The following is a 22,493-nucleotide window of genomic DNA, read 5'->3' on the forward strand; positions in this document are numbered from 1 at the left end:
GTATTCGTATTGTATATTATAATCTATATCTTAAACCAACTTTCCAGGTAGGAGTTCTTTGGTAATAAGAAGTTAAGTTTTGCGTATCGTCTCCAATATATCTGCGCGTATCTTCACCGGTAAGGTTACTTACTCCAGCACTTGCTTGTAAACTTTTTGTAACCTTGTATTTTAAATTGATACCAAGCAAAGTAGTTCCTTCGGTATAATGCGCTTCGTCTGCACGTGTAGATCCAATACCCCCTAAATTACTAAGGTAATTACTTCTGTAGGCAGCTGTGAATCTAAAAGAGAAACCGTATTTCTCATAGTACATCACCGAATTAAAGTTATGTTTAGACGTACCAGGGAAACCATTCGTTGCATCACCAACAGCACCATCAAAATTACTTTCCACAAAAGAATAATTTGCACGTAAACCAAATCCGCTTGCAAAACCTGGTAAGAATGTAAAGTGTTGGTTAAAACCGATTTCAAATCCGTAAAGTTGTGCGTTGGTTATATTAATAGGTGTCGAAATATCAAATAATAAATCTTCCTGACCTGCAGGTAATGCTACACCTAACTCTTCTACACCTGGATATGCTTGATCATTTAATGTTTGTCTTCCTATATAATTCTTAATGTCTTTATAAAAAACACTACCAACAATAGCACCACCATTTCTACTGTAAAATTCTAGGGTAGTATCATACATCCATGCGGAATACGGCTTTAACTTTGGATTTCCAGATTGGATTGTTCCTCTATATAAACTAGTCCCTAAATTTGGTTCATAATCTGGTGAACTCGGATTGAATATTTCGGAGGTAGGATCTAAATATTCCACCTCATTACTTGGCATCATATCTCTATACTTTGGTCTTGATGTTCCTTTAGCAGCACTAAATCTCCAGTTGAAATTTCTTTTAATTTTAAAATTAGCATTAAAACTAGGTAATATATCCCATCTAGAATTTTCTACTTCATGATATATAGCCTCACTTACAACAGTACTAGTTTCTGCAATTGGATCAAATTGTTCTACTCCTGTAAATCCTCTAGACTCATTCACAGTATTAATAGCTCTCACTCCAAAGTTTAAAATCAATGGGATACCAAATACTTTTGTTTTCGCATCTACTTGCCCATAGGAAGAAAAACTTCTTTCTAATGCACCATAAGATTTTGCTGGATTAAATTGTAGATTATCATCTAAAGATATCAATTCATCTATTGGTGTATTAAAATTAAAAACACCACCACCATCTAAATCATTAAATCCTGGTGTTAAATCTAACACGGCATTTCCCGGCATATTAATCCATTGATCTAAACCTGTTTCACCGTATAGAAACTCCCCTGGGGTATAATAATTGTTATAAGATATAAGATCTGTAAATTCCTGTAATTGCGAGTCCGTATAATCGCCATAAATATCGTCTGCATTTGCCTGAGCTTCTCTTGCTTCAAAATCTGTTACTGCTGATCTTGCTCCAACAGTAAACATGATGTCTTTATTTAATTCATACTCTAAATCTAATCTAGAAGCATAATTATATCCCTTCGTTCTAATATGTCTTTTTGTTGAAGAAACTAATCCAAATGCAGTTGGATCCAATATTTCATCTGGTAATCCATATTGAGGAAGATTTCCTCTCAAATCCAAACTAAAAACACTATTATCATAATCTTGTCCTTTTAATCTAGAGGTAATTTGTGTTAAGTTTTGGAAAAAATCTAAATCAGAATACGATAAATCAAAACTAATATTAAACTTATCGGATTGCGTAAATTTTGTATTTAACCCAACAATATTATTAGTGGTATTATTATTATAAAATTGATTTTTATTTTGAATATTTACTCTGGATTGGTTAGCTCCAGCAGCGTCGATGTAAGCTAAATTATTTCCATTAAAGACTAGACTCTCTGGTGTAAAAAAGTTATCAGCACCTAACAATCCATTATTGTCTCCACCGGAAGCCATTGACATTTGTAACTGTTGTCTGTCTGAAGCAGCTCGTAATCTAGTTAAAGTATAATCTAATACAAACTCTAACTTCTCTACTGGTTTATATTGAATTGCCGCCGATACTGCTAGTTGTTCTCTATCATCTTTTCTTATTACGTTATTTATAGTTGCTGGCACTAAAATGTTTTCATACGCATTTTCTCCATCTTCATAAGAGCCATTGCTATTGGTATCTTCATAAAAATTTACATTTCTATACCCACGCATTCCCACTTCCTCACGTCGATTATAATCATCGGCATAAACTATAGAAATTGCAGCTCCTAGTTTTTCATGTATTTTACCACCAAATACTCCTGACATTCTTGGACTAAAATCTATATCTTCAAAATAAGAATCACTATCTCCTCTTAGATTAACACTAGCAAAATAATTTTTCTTCTTTTTGTATCTTTTATCTAATGGTCTTAAAGTTTGAAAATCTACAGTTCCACCAATAGCTGTTGAAACCTCTTTTGCTTGTGTTGTTTTATGGATTCTTGCACCATTAATAATTTCGGTAGGAATCACATTTAAGTTAAATTTTCGGTAATCTGATTTCCCTTCATTTCCTGCAGAAATTGGTGAACGACCATTCATAGTTACTTGAACAAACTGTGGCCCAATTCCTCTAATAGAAACTCTATCTCCAGAAACACCATCATCATTTCTCTCAATTTGAACTCCAGCAACTCTTTGTAAAGCATCGGTAACATTACTATCCGAAAAACTTCCAATATCTTCTGGTGTTATAGACTCTATAACCGTAGTAGCTTCTCGCTTTTCTTTAACAGATCGCAATTGCGAACTTCTAATTCCTGTTGTTACAACTACTTCATCTAAAGATTCTGGATCCACGTCCATGTGAACATTAATAATACTCTTTCCTGTAGCAAACTTTTCTACAGTCTTAAAACCTACATAAGAAAACACCAATACAGCATCTGCATTCTTTAACTTTAAAGTATAATCTCCATCCATATTTGACATTGTACCATTACTAGTTCCTTTTTCAATAATACTAGCCCCTGGTAACGGAGCTTTTTCTATATCAATAATTTTACCAGTAACAACTTGTTCTTGAGCAAAACCAATAAAGCATTGTAGCAATGCCAAAAACAGTAAACTTTTAGAAATATTTTTTTTCATGACTTGATGAGTTGGTTTGTTAGAATACAAATATGTGACAAATAAGAGAATTGAACTTGCTCAATTCCTTTTAAAGTTTTCTCATTTCACCCAAAACCCCCGATAGCTTAGCGTTATCAGTGCTTTTGAATTTTTACAGCAAGAAAATGACGGAATAGAGAATCGTTTCTTAAGAAGTAAATGGTTAATTTGTGTACCCCATAAAACATAAAGAATATGACCCTAAAGAAACGCACTGCAATCTTTTTATTACTATTCAGCACTTGCTTTGTTTTTAGTCAAACGAAGTTGTCCGAAAAAACAATAGCACCTAACTGGGAATCCATGGCGAAAAACTACCAGGTTCCAGAATGGTTTCAAGATGGTAAAATTGGGGTATGGATGCATTGGGGTATTCCTTCTTCTATTGATGAAAATAGAGTAGATGATGGATCGCATTATGGGAGAAGAATGTATGGCGATATAGATTATGATGCTAGAAACGAACCAGACAGAATGCGAACGGTTAGATTAACGAAATGGCACACGGAGAGATATGGTGCTCCTTCAGAATTTGGTTATGAAAAATTCATACCTAACTTTAAAGCAGAAAAATTTGATGCCGATGCTATTGTTCAGTTTGTAAAGGCATCTGGGGCACGCTTTATCATGCCAGTAGCAACACATCACGATAATTTTGACATGTATGATTCCTTCTTTCCATGGAATGCCGTAAAAATGGGTCCGAAAAAAGATATTCTTAGAGAATGGAAAGACGCTGCATACAAACACGATTTAAAATTTGGCGTATCTACACACTTATATTGGTCTCCTCGCTTTTTTAGAACGGCTAGAAAATTTCAAAAAGAAGACACTCCGGAATGGGAATTCTTCAACATGGATTATGATACCAAAGAATTTGCTAGCCAAGATAGTTGGAACGAACATTGGTACAAACGCTCTTGGGATTTAATAGAAAAATACGATCCTGATATGTTTAATAACGACTCGCCTTATCCGTCTATAAAAACAGGGAAAGGATTGGGTGTGAAACTATTCTCCGATTATTTAAATAGAGATTTAAAAGAGAATAACGGAAAACAAACCACTGTTTTATCGTTTAAAAACGCAAAAGAGAATAAAGCGGCATTTACCTACAACTTAGAAAGAGGGATGTTTGGCGAACAACAAGCGCATCCATGGATTTGGGCAACCGATTTATCTGGAAGCTGGTTTTATAGAAAAGATTCTTTTACCAAAATGTCTTTAGATGTTTTAATTGGTAATGCTATTGATGCCATTAGTAAAAACGGGGTAGTAATGATTAACATTGCTTTAAAAGGGGATGGTACTATTCCTGAGAATCAAGTTAAAATGCTTAGCGATTTTGGTGCTTTTGTAAAAACCAATCAAGATGGTATTTATAAAACCAGACCTTGGAAAACCTTTGGGGAAGGTCCTTTAGAAATCGTAACCAAAAGAGCTGGTGAAAACCTAAAAGAGTTCTCTGAAAAAGATATTCGTTTCACCACAAAAGACGGAAACATTTACGCTTTTCTTTTAGCACCACCTACAGAGGATATTTTGATTAAAACACTTAAAAAAGATGGTCTTTTACAAAAAAACATCCAAGAAATACAGTTGTTAGGTAGTGATGAAAAAATCAACTGGAGCCAAAGTAAAGATGGTTTGGCTATTGAACATGATTTTAAAGACATCCCAAATCCATCGGCAATTTGTTTTAAAATTATTACAGAATAGTCAAAGTCACAAAAAATATAATAATCAACTTAACAAGAGATAATAATGCATTTTAAACCTTCCTTTTTACTCGTTTTATTAGCAGTCTCTTTAAGTGCATGTGTCACGCAAAAGGTAGAAACTGCTGCAGTAAAACATAAATTACCAGAATTTTCTTGGGATAAAATGCCGTTGTATATGCATTTGCGTAAATCTACCGCGTTTACAAAGAAAGAGGTAGAATACATTGCCAAGCACCCTTTAATAACCTTCGAAAAAACAACAGGAAGCAAAACCTATGGATCCACAGAAAAAGGAACTATAAAAGCTGCCGAAGCAGTAAAAAAAATTAACCCGAATGCCACCATCTTATACTATAAAAATGTGGTTATCAATTGGGGAGGTTATGCTGAAGATGAAGCATTTTTAGATAAACATCCAGAGGCTTTATTAGTGGACGCTAAAGGAAACAAAGCAGTAATGCCGAATCGCAAAACAGGATTCTTTGATATTTCACAAGATTACGTTCGAAAGTATTGGTTAAATCACGTAAAAGAAGTTACCGAAAGCCCTGTTATTGATGGTGTATTTTTAGATGCTAACATTAAAGTTTTAGTGCCTACTTTCTTTAACAGTCGTGTTGGAAAAGAAAAACAAGAAGCTATTAAAACGGGCTACTTATCGATGATGGCAGATTTAGAATCGCAAATAGGAACCGATAACTTGCTCCTTGCAAATATCCTTCGTGTGCGTCCAGAGTTTGAAGATTCGGGTAGAGAATACTTGAAATTTTTTGATGGTTCTTACCTGGAAGGTTTTGAACGCGGAAATTCTGGCATGACTTATGAAGACTACCTAGTAAAAGGCATTGAGGCTGTTCAAAAATCAGCAAGAGAAGGCAACGTAATAGCTATGTCTCTAGGCATTGGAAAAGGACTAAAAAACGCAGAAGAAGGCATCGATGACGCTAGAAAAAAAATAAACATAAATGAAGATTTCACAGAACGCTTAGATTATCTCTTAGCTATTTTTTTAGTTTGTGCTGAAAAATACAGCTACGTATACCCACATGATGGTTATGCTGTTGGAAGTTCTGCCGTTTGGCTTAAAACGTTTCCTCAGTATGAGAAAAAACTGGGAGCACCAAAAGGTTATGCCAAACGTGAAGGATACATTTATACAAGATCTTTTGAACATCTAGATGTTTGGCTAGATATAGAAAACCAAACCGCCCAATTACATTGGAAATAAACAAACCCGTAATTATTTATACATCAAAAAAAAATGAAATCACTTTTAACAACGCTGACCATTTTATTGTTCTTTGCTAATGACGCTATTAGCCAAGAAAAGAAAGATTTAGTTAAACCAAATATTGTTGTCTTTTATGTAGATGATTTAGGTTGGCAAGACACAGAACTCAATGATTTAGATGAGCCCACACCTTGGGAGACTCCAAATATAATCGCACTTGCTAAAGAAGGTATCAATTTCACCAATGGTTATTCTCCTGCTCCAACTTGCGCGCCATCTAGAGCAGCACTGCTTTCTGGTTTACATCCTACTAAAACGGGTGTAACACATGTAAGCGGAGGAACTTTACCTAATACCTCTAAAAAATCTAATTATGTAACTCCATTTTATCCTGTAGGATTAATGCCTGAAAACTTTACAATAGCAGAAGCATTAAAAATGAATGGTTACAGAACAGGACATGTTGGAAAATGGCACGTAGGAGCGCTAGATATTCAAAAATCAACCAATCAAGGTTTCGATTTTGCTTACGAATCTAGAGGTGCACACCAAGGACCTAAACGAGAAAAAAACCGTATCAACAATTTTGCAACTCATGATAAAGGAGATGCTTACCGTTTAAGTGATGAAAAATATCCTCCGTTTACAAAATCATCTCCAAACGGTATTTCGTATCCGAAAGATATGGTTACCGAAAAAGCATTAGAGTTTATTACATCTAGTAAAGACGAGCCGTTCTTTTTATATTTAGCACATTGGTTAGTGCATGCACCTATTCACACTAAGAATAAGGAGTTATTACAATACTACAGTGATAAATTAGGAGTAAAAATGCCTACCAAAGATATTCCAATTAAAACAGGCGGACAAACCAACCCTTTTTACGGTGCTATGGTAACTACCTTAGATTGGAGCTTAGGACGTGTGGTAGATTTATTAAAATCAACAGACGACCCAAGAAATCCAGGTAAAAAATTAATTGAAACTACTTATATTATTTTCTCTTCCGATAACGGAGGAGTAGAAAAAGCAAATGGTGATATCGTTACAGATAATTTCCCATTAGATCAAGGTAAAAAGTATGCACAAGAAGGCGGTATTAGAGTACCTATGGTGATTACTGGCCCTCATATTCCAAAAGGAGAAACAAAAGATGTATTAATTAATCAGTTAGACTTTTTTCCAACAATATTAAACCTTACAAATAGTACTGTACCTAAAGAGTATAGTTCAAATTTAGACGGCTTAGATATTACTGGAGTGTTATTAAATAAGGATAAGACTGTTAAAGATAAAACAGGAAATGAAAGAGAAGATTTATGGTGGCATTTTCCTCACAATACAGATTCTCAAATGCAATCTGCACTTAGACATGGCGATTACAAATTATACAAAAATTTAATTCCTGATACTTATGAATTATACCGTTTGTATAATGATGGAAAACGTGAAGATTTAGAAGAAAAGCATAATATTGCTGCTCAAAACCCAGAAATTGTTAAGGACTTATCTGCAATATTAGAAAAATATTTAGAAGAATATAATGCGCAAATGCCTTATAAAGATCCTTCTAAATTCAAAAAAGATGGAACTAATAAAAATGTAGCTTCTATTCCAGTTATTTCTAGTGACTCTTTTGATACTGAATCACGTAACGTATCTATTAGCTTAGAGAAAGGGAAAAACAATGTCGTAGAAGCTTATGCTCTAGTAAGAATTGCAAACAAATCGATATTAAAAAAGAAGGGTAAAAAAGGAAAATACGGAAAACACGATACTACCTTTATTAAAATACCTTTAGATACAGAAAATAACAATTTAAACTACACCTTTACTGTTCCTGAAGGAGTTATAGAATATGGAGTTATTTTAATCGACGAAAACCGATTTATGGTACAAGGTGAATTTCATAACATCAACTAAAAAAAGCTTTTAATGGGATACTGCTTATCTTAAAAGAACAGTATCTCGTTTGCTTAATATATAATACAATGAAAAATAACAAAACATTCATAGCCCTAGTATTACTAGCTTTTTTTTCTTCAAACTATATAACTAGTCAAGAAAAAAACAACTTAATAAAACCTAATGTTATTATATTTTATGCCGATGATTTAGGTTGGCAAGACGTAGAATTAAACGATTTGGACGCGCCTTGTGCTTGGGATACACCAAACATTGCCGAATTAGCAAAAGATGCTATCAATTTCACCAATGCATATTCTCCTGCACCTACATGTGCGCCTTCTCGTTCTGCACTTTTAAGCGGATTGCATCCTGCTAAAACAGGGATAACCAATGTTAGTGGCGGAGGAATTCCTAAGGCTCAGAGATCTGAAAAATATATGAGTCCGTATTTCCCTGAAGGATTAATGCCTGAAAACTTCACGATTGCAGAAGCTTTAAAAATGAATGGCTACAGAACTGGACACGTTGGAAAATGGCATGCAGGAGCACTTCAGATTCAAAAATCAACCAATCAAGGTTTTGATTTTGCACATGAATCTAGAGGAGCACATCAAGGACCGAAAGGAGATAAAAATCGCTTAAATGCTTTTGCAACACATGATAAAAATGATGCGTATCGTTTAAGTGAAGAAAAATACTTTCCTTTCACAAAGGAAAACCCTAACGGCATTTCATATCCAACAGATGCCGTTACTGAAAACGCACTAGAATTCATAGAAAACAACAAAGAAGAACCTTTCTTTTTATATTTAGCACATTGGATGGTGCACTATCCTATTCACTCTAAAAACCGTGAATTATTAGACTATTATTGTGATAAATTAGGAGTAGAACTTCCAGAAGTAGATACAGAATGGACTAAAGAAGGTCAGAATAATCCTTATTTTGGCGCTATGGTAACTACCTTAGATTGGAGTTTAGGTCGTGTTGTAGATTTACTAAAGAAGACAGATGACCCCAGAAATCCTGGTAAAAAATTATACGAAACTACATACATCATCTTTTCATCTGATAATGGTGGAGCGGAAACTCGTAGAGCAGAAGTAATGTCTGATAATGCTCCTTTAGATAAGGGTAAAAAATATTCGGAAGAAGGCGGTATTAGAGTACCAATGCTTATTTCGGGACCAAACATACCTAAAGAAAAAACAAAAGATGTTTTAATCAATCAGTTAGATTATTTTCCAACAATCTTGAACCTTACCAATAGTAAAATACCGGAAAAGTATAGTGCAAACCTAGACGGATTAGATATTTCGAATGTCTTATTAAAAAATGAAAAGGAAGTCTTAAATAAAGACGGAAAACCTAGAGAAGATTTATGGTGGCACTACCCTTATGGTGACGAGACTAAAAACCAATCTGCTATACGATCTGGAGACTATAAATTATATAAAAACTTTATCACTGGTAACTACGTATTGCATCGTTTATATAAGGATGGAAAACGCTATGATTTAGAAGAACAGAATGATATTGCCAATGAAGCACCAGAAATCACTCAAGCCTTAGCTTCCAAATTGGAAAAATATCTAAAAGATTACGATGCTAAATTGCCTTATAAAGATCCTTCAAAATTTAAAAGTGATAAAGAGGCAACTGCTATCCCTGTAATTGTAACTGATGTTTTAGATGCTACATCACGTAAAGTTGCTATTCAATTAGAAAAAGGAAAATCTAATGTAGTTGAAAGTTATGCGCTTGTAAAAATATCTGACAAGGCGAAGGCCAAGAAAAAAGGTAAGAAAAGCAAAGTGAAATCCACGTATATCAGAATACCTGTAGACGCTGGGAAAAACAATTTAGAATACTCGTTTACGGTTCCTAAAGAAGCCATAGAATACGGTATCATTTTAATTGATGAAAACCGATTTATGGTAAAAGGTGCATTTCATAAAATCAAGTAATTAAACGTTGAATATAAAATAGGAATCATGAAAAATACAGTTGTCACCTATTTCTTGTGCTTCCTATTTATTATACAAATTGGTTATGCTCAAGAAAATGCTAAAGCATTAAAAAATAGCAGACCTAACATCATCTTTGTAATGACTGATGATCAAGGTATGGGAGATTTTTCTTGTATGGGAAACGAGGTTGTAAAAACGCCAAATATAGATGCGTTTTATCAAAAATCAACTCGTTTTACAGAATACCATGTAAGTCCGACTTGTGCACCAACGCGAGCGGCTATACTAAGTGGTCGTCATGAATTTAGAGCTGGTGTGACACATACTATTTTAGAGCGTGAACGCATGGCTTTAGATGTGTACACACTTCCACAAGCGTTGCAATCTGCAGGATACCAAACCGGACTTTTTGGTAAATGGCACCTGGGAGATGCAGAGGAATACCTACCACAAAACAGAGGTTTCCATGAAGTACTGATGCATGGTGGTGGTGGCATTGGTCAAGTCAGTTTAGGCGATTTCCCTCCTAATAAAGAGAACGTCTATTTTGATAATGTTTTACTACACAATGAAACCATTGTAAAAACAAAAGGCTTTTGTACGGATGTGTTTTTCGATGCAGCTTTAGCCTGGACAAAAGAACAGATTACAACAGAAACACCGTACTTCACCTATCTATCTCTTAACGCACCTCATGCACCACTAGTTGCACCTGAAGCATACAAAAAACGTTTTTTAGCTTTAGGCTATGATGAAGGTACTGCAAGTAGATATGGCATGATTGAAAACATCGATGACAATTTTGGAAGATTAATGCGTCAACTTGAAGCATGGGATGCCTTAGACAATACTTTGGTTATTTTCACCACAGATAATGGCGCAACGCATTTAGGCGGAACGTTAAATGGCGAGAAAATAAGACATTTTAATGCCGGTTTAAAAGGTGGTAAAAATTCACCTTATGAAGGTGGAAATCATGTACCACTGTTCTTGTATTGGAAAGGTGTTTTAACGGAAGGAAAAGACATTAATCAACTTACTGCACACCTCGATTTATATCCAACTTTTGCCGAATTAACAGGTGCTAAACTTCCTGAAACCATGCAACCATTAGAAGGTTTATCCTTATTACCTCTTTTAGAAAACACAGCGACAAATTGGGAAGATCGTTTGCTATTTGTGCATTGCGGACGTTGGAAAACAGGAATGGTAGACGAAGCCAAATACAAGAAAATGGCTATTAGAAGTCAGCAATGGCGTTTTGTAAATAATGAGGAATTATATGATGTAATGAACGATCCTGGTGAGCGTGAAAATGTAGCTTTAGAAAACCCTGAAGTGGTTGCCAAACTTCAACAGCCTTATAATGAATGGTGGTCTGCCTCTATTCCATTAATGGTAAACGAAAATAGAAAGCGAATAAAAGAGCAACCACTACATATCAAGTATTATGAGCAACTAGATGTCGAAGGTATTCCATATTGGAGTCCAAAGGATGAAATTATAGAAAAAAACTAAAAAGGAAAACACAATAATTTCGAATTCGTATCAAGCCACACAAATTATTTAAATAAGACATTTCTTAGGTTGAATTAGATATAACATTATCCTAAAAGAAAATGCAAATTAGTAACCTTAAAAACTATTATTTCGTAATAAAACGATTTGTATTTATTAAGAATTTATCCATTACACTACTATCTCATAACTATGACTGATACCATCAAAAAAGAAAACAGTTTTATAAAAGACCTCAACTTTCTAAAAAAACATACAGATATTATTGTTTTGCAAGAAGGAAATAGTGCATTGGCTATAGCACCACAATATCAAGGTCGAGTCATGACGAGTACAACAAATTTAGCTGGAGGTTCAGGTTTTGGTTGGATTAATAAAAAAGTAATTGAAACAGGTTTCTTAACGGAAGAAGAACGTAAAGGACGCTTAGAAAATCAAATTTATGTTTTTGGAGGTGAGGAGCGTTTTTGGTTAGGCCCAGAAGGTGGTCAGTTTTCTCTCTTTTTTAAAGAAGGAGATAATTTTGATTTTTCTAATTGGAAAACTCCTGCAGTTATAGATACAGATGCTTTTACATTAATTTCTAAAACAGAAAACGCAGCTAAGTTTGAACATAGTTGTGAGCTGATCAATAAGAGTGGTACTGTTTTTAAAATGGGTATTGGTCGTTCTGTAACTATTTTAAATAAAAACGCAATAAAAAAAATCATTAAAAAAGATATTTCTACAAAAATTGAATTTGTAGGTTACGAAACGAATAATCAAATCACAAATATTGGAGAGGCTGCATGGATTCCAGAAACTGGATTACCATCTATCTGGATGCTAGGAATGTACAACCCTTCACCAAAAACAACTGTAGTTATTCCTTTTAAAGAAGGAAGTGAAATTGAATTGGGAGAAAAGGTAAATGACGCATATTTTGGTAAGGTACCTAAGGACTATTTAGAAGTAAAAGAAGAAGTTTTGTTTTTTAAGGGAGATGGCACAAAACGCAGTAAGATTGGCATAAACTCAAAACGCACAAAAGGTATTGCAGGAAGCTATGATGCCCTAGGAAAAGTTTTGACTTTGGTAACTTATAATACACAAGAAGCACCTCATGGATATGTAAATTCAGCATGGGAGCACCAAGAAAAACCTTATGCGGGAGATGTCATAAATGCCTATAACGATGGTTCTCCAGAAGCAGGAGTACCACCAATGGGACCCTTTTATGAGTTAGAGACCTCATCACCAGCCGCAGCCCTAAATCCAAAGGAAACTATGGTTCATATTCAAACCACCATTCATTTACAAGGAAATGAAAATGAATTAAATGAAATTGCAATTGAAAATTTAGGTGTTGGTTTAGAAGAAATTATAAAGGCTCTATAAGCATGGTGCGATTCAAAAATAAATTTATAAAACATTTGATATTTGTATCTTATCTAGGTTTGATATGCCTATCAACAGCATGTTCCCAGCAATCTAATAGACCCAATATTATTGTAATCTACACGGATGATCAAGGATACGGAGATGTAAGTGCATTAAACGAAAATGCTAAATTTAAAACGCCAAATATAGACCGTTTAGCAAAAGAAGGGATTGTCTTTACCAATGGGCACAGTGCTTCTTCAGTATGTACACCGTCTAGATATTCCTTGTTAACAGGACGTTATAGTTGGAGAACAACACTTAAAAATGGTGTGATGCAATCGGAAGCTACCTGTTTGATAGAAGACGGAAGGGAAACATTGGCATCTCTTTTAAAAAAACAAGAATACCATACAGCAATGGTTGGTAAGTGGCATTTAGGAATGGATTTCCCAGGAACGCCACAAAATAGAGATTGGTCACAGCCTGTAAAAGATATGCCTTTAGACAAAGGCTTTGATTATTTTTATGGCGTACCAGCTTCCTTAAATTTTGGTATTCTTGCATGGTTTGAAGGAAGATTTGCTAAAGTCCCTCCAACACTTTTTACCAATAAAAAGAAAAATGATAGACATGTCGATTACCGAATCCTGCCTCCTTATGAAACAACTTCTCAGGAAACAAAAGAAAAATTAGGAAAACCTGGTTTTGAAGTTGCTCCAGATTTTGTAGACAATCAATGTTTAACGCGCTTTACAGAAAAAGCTATCGATTGGATGAAGACCGTGGAAAGTGATGCTAAGAACGACAAGCCTTTTTTCTTGTATTTACCGTATACCTCTCCACATTATCCAGTTGCTCCTCTACCAGAATTTCATGGAAAAGGAAACGCTGGTGCTTATGGTGAGTTTATGATTGAGACCGATTATCATATCGGGCAAATATTAAATTACCTTAAAGAATCTGGATTAAAAGACAATACGATGGTCGTTTTCACTAGTGATAATGGTCCTGAAAAATCTTGGGATAAACGTATCGAAGAATTTAATCATGACAGTAGAGGCGGATTTAAAGAAGGAAAACGTTCGGTGTATGAAGGAGGACATCGCGTACCATTTTTGGTGCGTTGGCCAAAGGGCATTAAAGAATCTGGTCGTACATGGAATAAACCTGTTGGACAAGTTGACTTATTAGCTACTTTTGCTGATCTATTAGGAGTTAATCTATCCGAAAATGCAGGAGAAGATAGTCAGAGTTTTGCTTCCGTTTTAACCACAACGAATAGTACCTATAACCGATTGCCTCTTATAAACAGAGGAGATAAAGGAAGAATTGGTAGATATGCGATTACCGAAGGAAATTGGAAATTGCTTTTACCTTCTAAAATAAAATCGGAAGGAATAGAATTATATGACTTAGATACAGATCCTTCGGAAGCAAAAAATGTAGCGACGCTATTTCCAGAAAAGGTAAAAGATCTAAAAACTAAAATCAATACAATTATCGCTAGCGGAAGCACTACTAAAGGAGCTAATCTAAATAATGATACTGGGTATTGGGAGGATTTAACTTGGATGACTGTAGAAGAATATAACACCATAGCTGCAGGGAATTAGAAAGAAGAATACAACAACAAAATTTAAGATGAAAACGAAACTAAGAATTATTTGTTTACTAATTGTACCCTTTTTTGCACAGAATGGATGTGCGCAAGAGAGAGAGCAAGATCAAAGAAAACCAAACATTATTTACATTTTAGCAGATGATCTGGGTATTGGCGATTTAAGCATCTATAATGAAAATAGCAAAATTCAGACCCCGCATTTAGATCAAATGGGTAAAGAAGGTATGATGTTCACAGACGCGCATACTTCTTCTGCGGTTTGTACGCCTACACGATACGGTATTTTAACCGGAAGATACAATTGGCGAACCCCTTTAAAAGAATTTGTGACTTGGGGAAATTCTCCTAGTTTAATTCAAAAAGGTAGATTAACGGTTGCGCAAATGCTAAAAGATAAGGGCTATACAACAGCAAGTATTGGAAAATGGCATTTGGGTTTAAATTGGACCATGAAAAACAATAGTACGGAGTTTGATCATTTCTCAAACAAATCCGATCGGTTGAATTTCAAGGATATCGATTATAGCCAACCTTTAAAATTCGGACCTAATGATATGGGATTCGATTATTCGTATTTGATTGCAGCATCCTTAAATATGCCACCTTTTGTATATATCGAAAATAATAAAGCAACCATGGTACCAACAGGTATTTCCGCACAAACTAAAAAACAATCCCCTTATGCCACTTGGATAAGAGGTGACATTGCTGCAGATTTTAAACACGAGGAAGTACTACCAAACGTTGTAAATAAATCGATTTCATTTATTAAAGAGAATGCCAATAAAGAGAAACCTTTTTTTATGTACATCCCCTTACCTTCTCCGCATAATCCTGTTTTACCAATTGCACCATGGAAAGGGCAAAGCGAAATTGGCAGTCCTTATGCAGATTTTGTAATCATGATTGATGATTTAATGGGTACTATTTTTGAAACATTAAAAGAACAGGGTATCGACGACAACACCATAGTCGTTTTTACAAGTGATAATGGATTCGCTACTACAAACGATTTAAAAACATTAAAAAAAGAAAAACACAGTCCAAGTTATATTTACAGCGGTTATAAAGGAAGTTATTTAGAAGGCGGACATAGAGTACCTTTTCTAGTAAAATGGCCTGGGACAATTAAACCAAATTCCGTTTCAAACGCAACCATTTGTACAACAGATTTTATGGCAACTTGCGCAGAAATCATTAATTATGATTTTAAGGATAATGAAGCTGAAGATAGCTTTAGCATGATGCCTTTACTAACCAATGAAGGAGATTACTTAAGAGACGCAACCATTCATCATGATAAGTATGGTGTTTTTGCTATTAGAAAAGGAGATTGGAAATTAATTGTATCTCCTAATTCTGGTATTATGGCATCTGGAGCAACAAAAAAACATAAAGATGTTACTGCGGAAGAGATTCTATACCATTTAAAAAAGGACGTGAAAGAGCGAAATAATGTTGCAGATCAATTCCCTGAAAAGGTTAAGGAATTGAAAGACATATTAAGCCAACAAATAAGGGATGGTAGAAGTACACCAGGGAAAACGCAAGAAAACGATGCTATAATGGGAGAGTGGCCACAAGCAAATTTTGCGTTTAAAGAATAATTATTCCAATAACAATTGAATTAAAAACACCAATTCGAGAAGCGGTTGTGCATCATTCACTTTACGGCATGTTTTCCATTAGAAAAGGCAAGTGGAAATTCACTCCAGAATTAGGTTCCGGTGGTTTTACAAAGCAAAAAATATAGAACCAAAACCTAACGAAGCTCCAGCAACTTTATATGATATGATTAATGATCCTACGGAAAAGAACAATTTGTATAACGAACATCCAGAAGTTGTTGAAGAATTAAACAACCTTTTAGAGACTTATAAAAGTCAAGGATATAGTAATAAATAATTAAAATAAAAAGGGATAACTCTTAACCGAATTATGACAGCATCAAAATTAAACACCTTATTAGTAATACTATGTATTACATTTCCTTTTTTAAATGGATTTGCACAAACCGAAGATCAATCCAACGGAGCGTATCGTGACCTATACCTTCAAAAATCTTGGCAAAAATTAGATAAAAATAAAGACGGGAAATTTCTTGAAAAAGAAAATAGCAGAAGTTGGAAACATTTAAAACAACTAGATCTTAACAAAGACAATGCTGTGAGTGAAGAAGAATTCTCAGCAACTAAAATTCCTTATTTAGATCAAGGCGGAGAAAGAAAATTGAATGTATTATATAAAGAAACTAAAGAAGAAAATTTATATCTCGATATCTATTATCCGAAAAACAGAATTGCAGGAGAAAAACTACCGGTAGTTATTTACACACATGGAGGTGGCTGGGCAAATGGTAGCAGACATGGAGCTGCAAATGCTTCTTTTAAAACCGTGCATACAGCACTTTTAGAAAAAGGGTTTTGTGTGGTATCTGTAAGTTATAGACTTTGGAAAAATGGAGGCGATACCAGCATGAGAGATTGCGTAATAGATAGTAAAGATGCTTTACGGTATTTATCTAAACATAACGAAGCTCTAGGCATTGATGCTAATCGGTTTTTCTCTTTTGGAGATTCTGCTGGTGGTCATATTTCCCAAATGTTATTATTAAGTGCGCCAGAAACTTTAAAAGGTGATCCTGATTTGGCTTCTTATAGGTATAATATGGTCGCTGGAGTATCTTGGTATGGTCCTTGCGATTTTGAGAATATAAGTTTATTCAATCATGATGACAACCCAAACTTTAAAGATCGGTTTAGTGCAAGAATAACAAAACCAGATACCAAACCGAAAGACAAATTATTACTGTATAAGGAAATGAGTCCGATTAATTATTTAGATAAAAACAGTGCTCCGTTATTAATGATCCAAGGAGACAAGGACACTACCATCCCAGTAAAACACGCTTATTATATGGCAGAAAAAGCGAATAAAGTTGGCGCACCTGTAACCACATTAATTGTAAAAAACGCAGGACATAATTGGAGAAAAGTAGGTGCAGCTATTAATCCAACACGAGAATCAATAATAGTAACAACAATAAATTACTTTGCTTCTCATTTAGAATAAATCGATTACTATTTAAAAACAATGCAATAAAAAAAGAGTACTAACAAATTAATAAAATATAATGAAGCTAAAAGTCAATACAATCCCCTTAATCCTAATCCTATTAAGCTTTTTCTCTTGGACTGCTAACGCGCAAGAAAATTCTAAAAAACCCAATATTGTTTTTATTGTATGTGATGATTTAGGCTACGGAGAAATTCAAAGTTTAGCACCAGAAACCAGTAAAATAAAAACACCTTTTACCGATCAATTAACAAAAGAAGGCATGGTCTTTACAGACGCGCATTCTGGTTCAGCGGTTTGTACACCTACGCGTTATGGCATTATGACTGGACGTTATAGCTGGAGAACAAAACTGCAAAGCGGTGTTGTTCAAGGCTTTGCGCCTAATCTAGTTAAAGAAGACCGACCAACCATTGCAAACTTCCTTAAAGATCAAGGATATCATACTGCTATTATTGGTAAGTGGCATCTTAATTTTCAGTATCTCGACCCAGATACTAAAAAACCAATCGAAAAAATTGCAAAAAAACAGTTACCTCCTGTTGGCGCTATTATTCCAGATGGACCTGTAAATCGTGGATTTGATTATTATCACGGATTTCATCATGCTCGAGATATGAAAGCAGTAATTGAAAATGATAAAGTAATCCTTTATGATGACGAAATTAACATGCTACCGCGATTGACAACTAAATCTGTAGAATACATTACACAACAAGCACAAAATAAAGATGGAAAACCATTTTTCTTATATGTGCCTTTAGGTTCACCGCATACACCAATTGTGCCTTCCAAAGAATGGCAAGGTAAAAGTGGCATGGGAGATTATGCAGATTTTGTGATGCAAACAGATGCCACTGTGGGAGCTATTACAGAAGCGCTTAAAGCAAATGGATTAACAGAAAACACATTGGTGATATTTACAAGCGACAACGGTACGTCTAAAGCAGCGGATATTGAAGGACTTGCGGCACAAGGGCATATGGTAAGCGCAGGATATCGTGGTTCTAAATCCGATTTATGGGATGGTGGACATCGTGTTCCTTTTATTGTAAAATGGCCAAATAACGTAAAACCGAACTCTACAAGTGATGCCTTAATTTGCTTAACCGATATTATGGCTACCTTTTCTGAGATCACAAATGTTGCTGCTCCAAGTAAAAGTGGTGAAGATAGTGTGAGTTTTTTACCTGCATTACACGGAGAAGAAATAAATAGCACTAGAGCTGGCATAATACACCATTCTATTAGTGGTCATTTTGCCTACAGATTAGGAAAATGGAAACTGTTATTAGCCAAAGGATCTGGAGGATGGTCTTCCCCAAGAGAAAGAGAAGCAGCAGATACGCCAATTGCACAATTATATGATATAGAAAAGGATCCAGCAGAAATAAATAATCTATATGAAACACGTCCAGAAATTGCTAAAAAACTTTTAAAGCAATTGGAACTAGACATAAATACAGGGAGAAGCACCAAAGGAGAATTCGCTGAAAATGATGTAGATAAAATCATTTTATGGAAATCGGAAAAGAATAAGAATAAGAATAAGTCTCATCATTAATTAGGAGTATGAAAACTACTAAAATATGTCTAACGTTATTATTAATCGCTTTTTCAATTGTAGCAAAAGGACAAGTTAATTTTGTTCCAGACTCTACTTTAACTTACAAGTCCACACAGGAAGGTGACTTAAAAATGGATGTTTTTAAACCTTCAAATTATAAAGCTTCCAACAAAAGACCAGTTATTATATTTTTTTTTGGAGGCGGTTGGGTTGCAGGGCATCCAAAACAATTCTATCAGCAAGCAAGATATTTTTCTGATAAGGGGTATGTAGCAATTTCGGCAGAATACCGAGTACATGGCAAACATAAAACCACTCCTTTTGAATCTGTAACCGATGGTAAATCTGCCATACGTTGGCTAAGAGAACATGCCGAGGAATTGGACATTGACCCCAATAAAATTATAGCTTCTGGCGCATCTGCTGGCGGACACGTAGCAGCTTGTACAGGAGTTATAAAAGGTTTTGAGGAAGATGAACAAAATCTAGATATTAGTTCGCTTCCTAATGCAATGATTCTTTTTAATCCGGTAATAGACACTACCGAAAAAGGCTATGGTTTGGAAAAAGTAGGCGAAAGTAGAAAAACAGAAATATCACCATGTGACCATGTAATTCCTGGCATCCCTCCTACCTTAATATTTCATGGAACTGCGGATAAAACCGTTCCTTTTGAAAATGTAGAACGCTTTACCAAACAAATGCATGCCGTAGGAAACATTTGTGAATTAGTTCCTTTTGAAGGGAAAGGCCATGGCTATTTTAATGGTTCTTTTTTTCGTAACAAAAAGACGGATGAAATTTTCAATAGTACCATGAATTTATCCATAGCATTTCTTAAAAAGCATCATTTTAACGCAATAGAATAGACAATGCCCATATTCAGCAATTATTTGAACGATTAGAGAAAACACCATATAAACTAATATTATACCTTTACATATAATATTATACACCTTACTAATAATCCTAGATAGAATGAAAAAAACAACGGTATCGTATTTATTATTTATATTTTGCTTTTCGCAGGTAATCAAAGCACAAAATGTCGATTTTAAAGTAGATTACGAATCTTTTTTATCGAAACACGATATGCTTTGGGATATTGTTCCAGACAAATGGCAAACCGCGCCTTATTCAGGAAATGGTAATGTGGGGTTTTTATTATATCAAGGTACCGAAGAAAAAGACAATGTAATCTCCCTTCATATAGGAAGACACGATTATTACGATCATAGAGAAGCCGAGACAAAGGCGGATGAAATGCTTTGGATTAAGCGAAGCCGTTTACCATTAGGTCATTTTAAACTGAAATCTAAAGGTAAGATTACTGGTGTGGATATGCGTTTAGATTTATGGAATGCTGAATTAACAGGTACCATAAAAACGTCTAAAGGAAGTTATACCATTAAAGGCTTTACCCATAGCACCACTGATATTATTTATTTTAAAACTGAGGCAAAAGATGAAAACATAGAGATTACTTGGCATGCCGAAGATCCTATCCCTCCTGTTTATGAAGTTTTAAAAAGTGGTGGTGGTCCAAAAGGTGGTACTTGGGATAAAATGAGGGCTGTTACTTTAGAAATGGCGCCTAAACCGACGTTTAGTGAGAAAGATGGTTATAATTTTTGTTACCAACCATTATTCGATAACAGAGGAGAAACTACTACAGGATATAAAATAACAGGCAATCCTTCCGGAAAACAACAATTAATAGCGAGTGTGCATCATTGTTTTCCAGATCATAACTCTCTAGAAATTGTTAGTGAAAATTTAAAAACTGCGGAAGCACTTTTAAAAGAAAACAACTTTATATCTACCCATAAAAAATGGTGGCATGACTATTATCCATTAAGTTTCTTAACCATTAATGATGCCGAAAAAGAGTCCTTCTATTGGATTCAAATGTATAAACTAGGCGCTGCTTCTAGAGGAAACGGCCCCATTTTAGATTTAATGGGACCTTGGTACAACAGAACGTTTTGGCCAATGGTTTGGGGCGATTTAAATGTGCAACTCATCTATTGGACGCATTTAACAGCCAATAGAATGTCTATTGGAGAATCGCTACCAAACAACATGGACAAATATGCTAAAAACCTAGAAAACAATGTACCTGCAAGTTGGAAAAATAGTGCTGCCGTTGCTGCTTTAATGCCGCAAGACCTCATCGCTTTCAACGGAGCAAAAGTGCCAGATATGCTAGCATGGATGTTAAACGATTATTGGTTGCATTGCCAATTTGCAGGCGATGATATTCGTATGCGAGACAAACTATTTCCTATCTTGAAAAAAACGGTAAATAGTTATTTAAATTATATAGAAGACAATCCTGTAGAAGCCGAAGATGGCAAAATTCATATTAAATACAGTTGGTCACCAGAATACAAACCAGGTCGTGGGCAAGATATTAATTTTACGTTGGCCTTAATTCGTTGGAGCTGTCAAACCCTAATCGATATTGATGAAAAGCATCAAATAAACGACCCGCTTAAAAAAGAATGGCAACATTTATTAGATAATTTAGTGGATTTTCAAATCGATGAAAATGGTCTTATGGTTGGAAAAGACAGACCTTTTGCAAATCCGCATAGACATTATTCCCATTTACTAGCTTTTTATCCTTTAATGGTAATTACACCAGAAAACGAGGAAGATAAAAAATTGTTACGTACATCTTTGGATCATTGGTTAGATGTTACTTTTAATAGCGGAAAGAAAATTAAAGCCATGCCAGTTACAGGTTATACAGCAACTGGAGCTTCTTCTATGTATGCCAATTTAGGCGATGCTGAAAAAGCGTATTATTATTTAGATTTTCTAATTAAGCATAAAAACATTTCATCTACTACGATGTATTCCGAAGGAAAAATTAATCCGGTTATTGAAAGTCCGCTGTCTTTTGCCACAAGTTTACACGATATGATGTTGCAAAGTTGGGGCGGAAAAATACGCGTATTTCCTGCAAGTCCGAAAAAATGGAAAGATGTTGCGTTTCATGATTTAAGAACACAAGGTGCCTTTTTAGTCAGTGCTAAAAAAGTAGAAGGAGTTACCGAATTTGTATCCATAAAAAGTTTAAAAGGAAATGCATGTGTCGTTCATGTAGATTTTGAAAATCCGCAATTTTATATCAACGGAAAATCAATCGCTATAAATAAAGCAGCAGATGATTCTTATAAAATCAATTTAAAGAAAGATGAAACCGTTATCATTACTTCCAAAGAAATAAATAAAACAGATTTAAGTATTCAAGAATTACCAAAATCGGAAGCAGAGCAAAATCTATTCGGTTATGGTGAAAAAACAAAACGACTACCAGGTCATGACTATTACAGTTCTTATTAAATATAA

14 protein-coding genes are annotated in these 22,493 nt (G+C 34.8%); 13 read left to right on the forward strand and 1 reads right to left on the reverse strand.

Features of this window, described 5'->3' with window-relative positions; translation table 11 throughout:
• Nucleotides 1-16 precede the first annotated feature (16 nt).
• Nucleotides 17-3,142: a TonB-dependent receptor gene (locus KO494_RS09600; protein WP_215967386.1), complete on the reverse strand. Its 3,126-nt coding sequence runs from the start codon at nucleotides 3,140-3,142 to the stop codon at nucleotides 17-19.
• Nucleotides 3,143-3,358: 216 nt separating this feature from the next.
• Between KO494_RS09600 and KO494_RS09605 the strand changes: the two genes are divergently transcribed.
• From KO494_RS09605 to KO494_RS09665, 13 genes are all read left to right on the forward strand, one after another.
• Entirely contained in the window at nucleotides 3,359-4,882 is a 1,524-nt protein-coding gene (locus KO494_RS09605) for an alpha-L-fucosidase (protein ID WP_256447836.1), read from the forward strand.
• Between the two features lie 45 nt (nucleotides 4,883-4,927).
• A complete protein-coding gene (locus tag KO494_RS09610; RefSeq protein WP_215967388.1) occupies nucleotides 4,928-6,112 on the forward strand; it encodes a putative glycoside hydrolase in 1,185 nt (394 codons plus the stop codon).
• Between the two features lie 33 nt (nucleotides 6,113-6,145).
• Nucleotides 6,146-8,038: a sulfatase gene (locus tag KO494_RS09615; RefSeq protein WP_215967389.1), complete on the forward strand. Its 1,893-nt coding sequence runs from the start codon at nucleotides 6,146-6,148 to the stop codon at nucleotides 8,036-8,038.
• A gap of 68 nt (nucleotides 8,039-8,106) precedes the next feature.
• Nucleotides 8,107-9,990: a sulfatase gene (locus KO494_RS09620; RefSeq protein WP_215967390.1), complete on the forward strand. Its 1,884-nt coding sequence runs from the start codon at nucleotides 8,107-8,109 to the stop codon at nucleotides 9,988-9,990.
• Between the two features lie 27 nt (nucleotides 9,991-10,017).
• Nucleotides 10,018-11,511, forward strand: a complete 1,494-nt coding sequence (locus KO494_RS09625; protein ID WP_215967391.1) for an arylsulfatase — start codon at nucleotides 10,018-10,020, stop codon at nucleotides 11,509-11,511.
• Nucleotides 11,512-11,703: 192 nt separating this feature from the next.
• Nucleotides 11,704-12,888 (forward strand): DUF6786 family protein, encoded by a 1,185-nt coding sequence (locus tag KO494_RS09630; protein ID WP_215967392.1) that lies wholly within the window; start codon nucleotides 11,704-11,706, stop codon nucleotides 12,886-12,888.
• A 59-nt stretch (nucleotides 12,889-12,947) separates the two neighbouring features.
• Nucleotides 12,948-14,486, forward strand: coding sequence for an arylsulfatase (locus KO494_RS09635; RefSeq protein ID WP_215967393.1), 1,539 nt, complete (start codon nucleotides 12,948-12,950; stop codon nucleotides 14,484-14,486).
• Between the two features lie 28 nt (nucleotides 14,487-14,514).
• Nucleotides 14,515-16,101, forward strand: a complete 1,587-nt coding sequence (locus KO494_RS09640) for an arylsulfatase (RefSeq protein WP_215967394.1) — start codon at nucleotides 14,515-14,517, stop codon at nucleotides 16,099-16,101.
• 91 nt (nucleotides 16,102-16,192) lie between these two features.
• On the forward strand, nucleotides 16,193-16,399 hold the full coding sequence (locus KO494_RS09645) for a hypothetical protein (protein WP_215967395.1): 207 nt from the start codon (nucleotides 16,193-16,195) through the stop codon (nucleotides 16,397-16,399).
• A gap of 33 nt (nucleotides 16,400-16,432) precedes the next feature.
• Entirely contained in the window at nucleotides 16,433-17,566 is a 1,134-nt protein-coding gene (locus tag KO494_RS09650; RefSeq protein WP_215967396.1) for an alpha/beta hydrolase, read from the forward strand.
• Between the two features lie 61 nt (nucleotides 17,567-17,627).
• Nucleotides 17,628-19,133, forward strand: a complete 1,506-nt coding sequence (locus KO494_RS09655) for an arylsulfatase (RefSeq protein WP_215967397.1) — start codon at nucleotides 17,628-17,630, stop codon at nucleotides 19,131-19,133.
• 8 nt (nucleotides 19,134-19,141) lie between these two features.
• Nucleotides 19,142-20,005 (forward strand): alpha/beta hydrolase, encoded by an 864-nt coding sequence (locus tag KO494_RS09660; RefSeq protein ID WP_215967398.1) that lies wholly within the window; start codon nucleotides 19,142-19,144, stop codon nucleotides 20,003-20,005.
• A gap of 109 nt (nucleotides 20,006-20,114) precedes the next feature.
• Nucleotides 20,115-22,487: a glycoside hydrolase family 95-like protein gene (locus KO494_RS09665; protein ID WP_215967399.1), complete on the forward strand. Its 2,373-nt coding sequence runs from the start codon at nucleotides 20,115-20,117 to the stop codon at nucleotides 22,485-22,487.
• The last annotated feature ends 6 nt before the right edge of the window (nucleotides 22,488-22,493 follow it).

Source organism: Lacinutrix sp. C3R15 (assembly GCF_018860825.1).
In the GTDB taxonomy this organism is placed as follows: Bacteria; Bacteroidota; Bacteroidia; order Flavobacteriales; family Flavobacteriaceae; genus Oceanihabitans.

What these genes read in the sequence shown, in the direction of transcription:
- KO494_RS09615 (WP_215967389.1), top strand. Translation starts at nt 6,146, where the DNA reads ATGAAATCACTTTTAACAACGCTGACCATTTTATTGTTCTTTGCTAAT.
- KO494_RS09600 (WP_215967386.1), bottom strand. Translation starts at nt 3,142, where the DNA reads ATGAAAAAAAATATTTCTAAAAGTTTACTGTTTTTGGCATTGCTACAA.
- KO494_RS09640 (WP_215967394.1), top strand. Translation starts at nt 14,515, where the DNA reads ATGAAAACGAAACTAAGAATTATTTGTTTACTAATTGTACCCTTTTTT.
- KO494_RS09660 (WP_215967398.1), top strand. Translation starts at nt 19,142, where the DNA reads ATGAAAACTACTAAAATATGTCTAACGTTATTATTAATCGCTTTTTCA.
- KO494_RS09625 (WP_215967391.1), top strand. Translation starts at nt 10,018, where the DNA reads ATGAAAAATACAGTTGTCACCTATTTCTTGTGCTTCCTATTTATTATA.
- KO494_RS09605 (WP_256447836.1), top strand. Translation starts at nt 3,359, where the DNA reads ATGACCCTAAAGAAACGCACTGCAATCTTTTTATTACTATTCAGCACT.
- KO494_RS09655 (WP_215967397.1), top strand. Translation starts at nt 17,628, where the DNA reads ATGAAGCTAAAAGTCAATACAATCCCCTTAATCCTAATCCTATTAAGC.
- KO494_RS09630 (WP_215967392.1), top strand. Translation starts at nt 11,704, where the DNA reads ATGACTGATACCATCAAAAAAGAAAACAGTTTTATAAAAGACCTCAAC.
- KO494_RS09650 (WP_215967396.1), top strand. Translation starts at nt 16,433, where the DNA reads ATGACAGCATCAAAATTAAACACCTTATTAGTAATACTATGTATTACA.
- KO494_RS09665 (WP_215967399.1), top strand. Translation starts at nt 20,115, where the DNA reads ATGAAAAAAACAACGGTATCGTATTTATTATTTATATTTTGCTTTTCG.
- KO494_RS09610 (WP_215967388.1), top strand. Translation starts at nt 4,928, where the DNA reads ATGCATTTTAAACCTTCCTTTTTACTCGTTTTATTAGCAGTCTCTTTA.
- KO494_RS09620 (WP_215967390.1), top strand. Translation starts at nt 8,107, where the DNA reads ATGAAAAATAACAAAACATTCATAGCCCTAGTATTACTAGCTTTTTTT.